The organism is Stieleria sp., from assembly GCF_041595215.1.
GTDB classification, from domain to species: domain Bacteria; phylum Planctomycetota; class Planctomycetia; order Pirellulales; family Pirellulaceae; genus Stieleria; species Stieleria magnilauensis.
On sequence record NZ_JBFHKV010000747.1, the window covers coordinates 1 to 4,434 of the forward strand.

Genomic DNA, 4,434 nt, shown 5'->3' on the forward strand with positions numbered 1-4,434 from the left:
GAAACCACCTTGAAAGACCGGAGGGCTCGCGCCCTACCGCTAACAAAAAGGTTCACCGAAAGACCGGAGGGCTCGCGCCCTACCGCTAACAGAAAGACCGGAGGGCTCGCGCCCTTCCGCTAACAGAAAGACCGGAGGGCTTGCGGCCTTCCGCTAAAGATTGCTTCACCGCGTAGCCTTTCAGGGGGCGAATGGAGCGTCCTGTGTCGACAGTCATGCCTCCAAAGCGAGTTTCGTTGCCCAAATCCCTCGTCAGTGATTGCGGCGGGAAAGTGGCTACAATACAGTCGTTCTGGTTCTGTCCGGCTCCGCCGGCGCGTCCTCTTCACGTCCTTTTCAAGTGATCTCTAATGAAAAGCTTCCTTTTGGCAACCGGTTTGGTCTGCTTGTCGATGGTCGTCATGACGGGTTGTGGTGGTCATGAAGGCGGGGTGATCGATGTCCCCTTGAACGAGAACCCCTACCAGATCAGCGAGCAAGAACAGCGGGCGATGAACGCCAAGATCGATGAGACATCGGGATTGTCCGAAGAAGAGATTGAAGAGCTCGAGAAAGCGAAGCAGGAAGCGTTGGAGCAAGAAGCCGCAGCGGCGGCCGGTGCGCCTGCTGAATGAACGCGACCGTCCACCACTTTTTTAGAAACGAGGAGCCGTCGATGTCGAGGCGAAACACTGCCGGGTTTACGCTGGTGGAACTATTGGTCGTGATTGCGATCATCGGAATTTTGGTGGGCCTGTTGTTGCCGGCGGTCCAGGCGGCCCGCGAAGCGGCGCGGCGGATGAGTTGCAGCAACAACTTCAAACAAATCGGGCTGGCGCTGCACAATTACCACTCCGCCTACAAGCGGCTGCCGATGCACGGTGGCGGCACCGGGATCGATTACCAGGCCGGCAACACGTTGGCGTTTTATTCTCCCCGTACGAACCAAAAGAGCCTCAGTTTTCTGGTCGGGCTGACTCCGTTCATGGAGCAGCAAGCCTTGTGGAGTCAGATTTCCAATCGACTGGCCACCGACCCGTTGGGGAACCGGATCAATCCGCCCTGGCAACCGATGGGGCCAAAGCCCCAGGGGGGCCAATACGGTTACCGGCCCTGGGTGACCGAAATCCCCACGCTGCGTTGCCCCAGCGACCCTGGTACAGGATTGCCGGCCCTGGGACGCACCAACTATGCGGCTTGCATCGGGGACAGCGCGATGTCGTCGCGGATCGGCTTGACCAACTTCTTGCATGGCGATTACCAGCCCCCGTCGGTCATCCAGGCCAGCGCGGTGGCTCGCTGGCAACGTGGGATTTTCGTCACCCGCAAATTCACGCGATTCCGCGATATCCTGGACGGGCTTTCCAACACGATCTGCTGTGGCGAAATCATGACCGACCTGCTGGATCGTGACACGCGCTCGCACGGATTGTTCGATGTCAGCAACGTCGATGGATTGCAGGTCACGATGAGCGCCGACGGCGGGACGATGGCCTGCCAGGATTCCGGAGTCCTGATCGATCCGGAACGTCCTTCGTTTTGGGTTCCGACAGCGTTCCCCGCCCACAACCCCAAGAACGACGACGGCTCGGCGTATTTCGTGGCGGTCGAATTGGGCACGCGTCGCGGATTCAGTTGGGCCAACTTCGGGCACATCCATTCCAGTGTCACCACCAACCGCGGCCCCAACACCGAATTGTGTCTGCATGGTGCCCACGAATTGACCGAAGGCAACTGGTCGATCAGCAGCCGGCACCAAGGCGGCGCCCACATCTTGATGGGGGACGGTGCCGTCGTCTTCATCTCCGACTCGATCGGTTCGGGGGATTCCCGCGCCGGACAAAACGATGGCATTCGTCCCGGCGATGCCAGCCCGTACGGCATCATCGGGGCACTCGGCACCCGTGCCAGTCGTGAGATCATCGACGAAGCCCTGAATCAGTAGCACCCGCATCCCAGCACGCAGTGGCTCCCAGCACGCGGCGTCAGCCAGTGGCGCGTGGGCGGCGTGATCCACACGCGCCGGTCGCTGACCGGCTTGTTGATTTAATCAGCCGTTTGGCGCGAGCCTACGGGCGCCGGAGAGTAATTGACACGATGAATGCCCGTACGCTTGCGCGAAACGGCTAATCCCACGAGCGATCGGATTAAATCAACAAGCCGTGACGCTTCCCGCTGGGGCCGGTCGCTGACGCGTCCCGCTACGATCGGGCGGATTCCCACGGCAACGGCGGCGGCGTGGGGCAGACCACCAGGTGTTCCTTGGCTTCCTCCGGGATCGGCAACGCCTTGTGCTGATTCAAATCCACGAACACCCAGCGGGTTTCCACTTTGGCCAACACGGTGCGGTCGGCCGGGCGGAAGATCACGTATTTTCGCCGCGAGGCAAAACGCTGCAGATCGTGAACCCAGGTCCGGACGATGATTTCGTCTCCGGCCAACGCCGCGCCGCGATACTGAATGGAATGTTCTCGCACCACCCATCCGAGCCCGCGTGCCAGGGCTGCTTTGGCATCCCACCCGATCGACTCGGTGTGCCGGCCGGCGGCCCAGAGAGTCCATTGCAGATAACGTAAATTGTGAACGTGTTGCTGCGCGTCGATTTCGTCCTCTGCGACCGTGTGGGCGAGGTCGAAATGCGCGTCTGCCGCCGTCGCGGCGTGATCTTCGATTGATTGTGTCAAGCTTTCTGCCTATGTTCGGTCGGTTGACGACTTTTCACCTGTCCGGAAGCGTATAATCGAGTCCAGTCTAGACGCACACGCAGAACCAGATCAGTTAGGAATCCGTTCGATGATGTCAAACACGAGAGTTGCGGTTCGAGTGGTCGAGCAGCCGCAGCGCCAGACGCAAAAAAAACTCTGGATCTGCTTTTGGGTCCTGGCCGCACTGGCCAGCTTCTGCCTCAACGTTTCTGCAGCGCCGCATCCCGAAGACGGTTCCGCGGCGTCTGCTGACAAGGTTGATACCAAAGACAAGCCACAGAAGGAAGAACTTGTCGCCACCTTTGCCGGCGGATGCTTCTGGTGCACCGAAGCGGTGTTCGAACGGATGATCGGCGTCAACGACGTGATCAGCGGCTACATCGGTGGCACGGTTCCCAACCCGACGTACGAGCAAGTGTGCGGCAAGAAAACGGGACACGCCGAAGCGGTCGAGATTTATTACGACCCCTCTCAAGTCACGTTCGAAGAATTGCTGGAAGTCTTCTTCAAGACACACGATCCGACGACGCTCAATCGGCAGGGTCCCGACGAAGGTCCGCAGTACCGCAGCAGCGTGTTCTTTCACAACGAACAGCAAAAAGAAGCGACGGAAGCGTACATCAAGAAACTGAACGAATCGGGCGAATTTGATCGCGAGATCGTCACCCTGCTCGAAAAGGCCACGACGTTCTATCCGGCCGAAGAAGTTCACCAAGACTTCTATCGAAAGAACCCGAATTACGGCTATTGCCAAGCCATCGTCCGAGACAAGGTGCGGAAGTTCAATCGGAACTTCGGCGACAAAATCAAAAAGTAACCAACGGGCCAAGATCGTTTCACGAAACGCCCAAGGCGGATCGGTCCCATGCATCGAACCGGTATTCTGGTCACCACCGCGCTACTCATTTTTGGGATCGACCAGTTCGCGTCGGCCCAGTCGACGATCCAATTGCCATCGTTCTCGCGATTCACGTATTCCGGCAGCGTGCTCGTGCCGACCGGTGGTTCCACGTCCTTGGGCGGTGTCTCGCGATCGGCGAGCGGGCGATCCTCGCGTCGTGGCGGCGGGCGCGGCATCGGAGCGGGAGTGGGTCACGCCGGGGCCAGTGCCCACGTCACCATCATTGATCACGACGCAATCGATCGCCAGCTTCGTGGGTTGCCGCCCAAGTCCGGCGCCGCGTCGCGTCGTCCCGTCCGTTCGGCAAAGTTAGGTGCCACGAACGCGGATCCCGATGCCGAAGGCAAAGCGTTGGTCCGTTTCGCTCGCAAACAGTTTCTCGCCGGCAACCGCACTTCGGCGTTTGACGCGTACCGACTGGCGATCGAAACACTCTCACCAAGGCTCTCGGACTTGGCGGCGGCTGAATTCCGTCGCGTCTTCCCGGCCGAGAAGCGTCCCGTCACCATCCATCCCGGCCGGTTCGTCGGTGCGGATGGCTAGACTTCCGCCGCAGCTTGATTTTCCGGTAGTGGACGAGGCGACGAGTCCACCGCTTAGTTCTCGGGTAGTGGATGAGGCGACGAGTCCACTGCTTGATTTTCCGGTAGTGGACGAGGCGACGAGTCCTCTGCAGTCGGCCTATTGGCAAGGACTCGTCGCCTCGTCCACTACCGGAAAACCAGGCTGCGGCGGAAGTCTAGCCCTCAGCACCGGCGAACCGGCCGGGCTGGATGGTGACGGGACGCTTCTCGGCCGGGAAGACGCGACGGAATTCAGCCGCCGCCAAGTCCGAGAGCCTTGGTGAGA

The 4,434-nt window shown here is 60.1% G+C and carries 5 protein-coding genes; 4 read left to right on the plus strand and 1 reads right to left on the minus strand.

The genetic code is table 11. The features are described 5' to 3' along the window. Positions 1 to 350: 350 nt before the first annotated feature. Together ABX749_RS23555 and ABX749_RS23560 are read left to right on the plus strand one after the other, a co-directional pair. Complete coding sequence (locus ABX749_RS23555; protein WP_372898154.1) at positions 351 to 614, plus strand: hypothetical protein; 264 nt, start codon at positions 351 to 353, stop codon at positions 612 to 614. A 41-nt stretch (positions 615 to 655) separates the two neighbouring features. Continuing rightward, positions 656 to 1,924, plus strand: coding sequence for a DUF1559 domain-containing protein (locus tag ABX749_RS23560; RefSeq protein ID WP_145211568.1), 1,269 nt, complete (start codon positions 656 to 658; stop codon positions 1,922 to 1,924). Between the two features lie 256 nt (positions 1,925 to 2,180). Here the strand turns inward: ABX749_RS23560 and ABX749_RS23565 are convergent, their stop codons facing one another. Beyond that, positions 2,181 to 2,663, minus strand: a complete 483-nt coding sequence (locus ABX749_RS23565; RefSeq protein WP_372898155.1) for an acyl-CoA thioesterase — start codon at positions 2,661 to 2,663, stop codon at positions 2,181 to 2,183. A gap of 109 nt (positions 2,664 to 2,772) precedes the next feature. Here ABX749_RS23565 and msrA point away from each other — a divergent pair, with 109 nt between their 5' ends. Together msrA and ABX749_RS23575 are read left to right on the plus strand one after the other, a co-directional pair. Further along, positions 2,773 to 3,501: a peptide-methionine (S)-S-oxide reductase MsrA gene (gene msrA / locus ABX749_RS23570; RefSeq protein WP_372898156.1), complete on the plus strand. Its 729-nt coding sequence runs from the start codon at positions 2,773 to 2,775 to the stop codon at positions 3,499 to 3,501. A 48-nt stretch (positions 3,502 to 3,549) separates the two neighbouring features. After that, entirely contained in the window at positions 3,550 to 4,128 is a 579-nt protein-coding gene (locus ABX749_RS23575; RefSeq protein ID WP_372898157.1) for a hypothetical protein, read from the plus strand. Positions 4,129 to 4,434 lie beyond the last annotated feature (306 nt).

Excerpts from the sequence above, each read along its gene's own strand:
- ABX749_RS23555 (WP_372898154.1), top strand. The coding sequence starts at position 351 with ATGAAAAGCTTCCTTTTGGCAACCGGTTTGGTCTGCTTGTCGATGGTC.
- ABX749_RS23560 (WP_145211568.1), top strand. The coding sequence starts at position 656 with ATGTCGAGGCGAAACACTGCCGGGTTTACGCTGGTGGAACTATTGGTC.
- msrA (WP_372898156.1), top strand. The coding sequence starts at position 2,773 with ATGATGTCAAACACGAGAGTTGCGGTTCGAGTGGTCGAGCAGCCGCAG.
- ABX749_RS23575 (WP_372898157.1), top strand. The coding sequence starts at position 3,550 with ATGCATCGAACCGGTATTCTGGTCACCACCGCGCTACTCATTTTTGGG.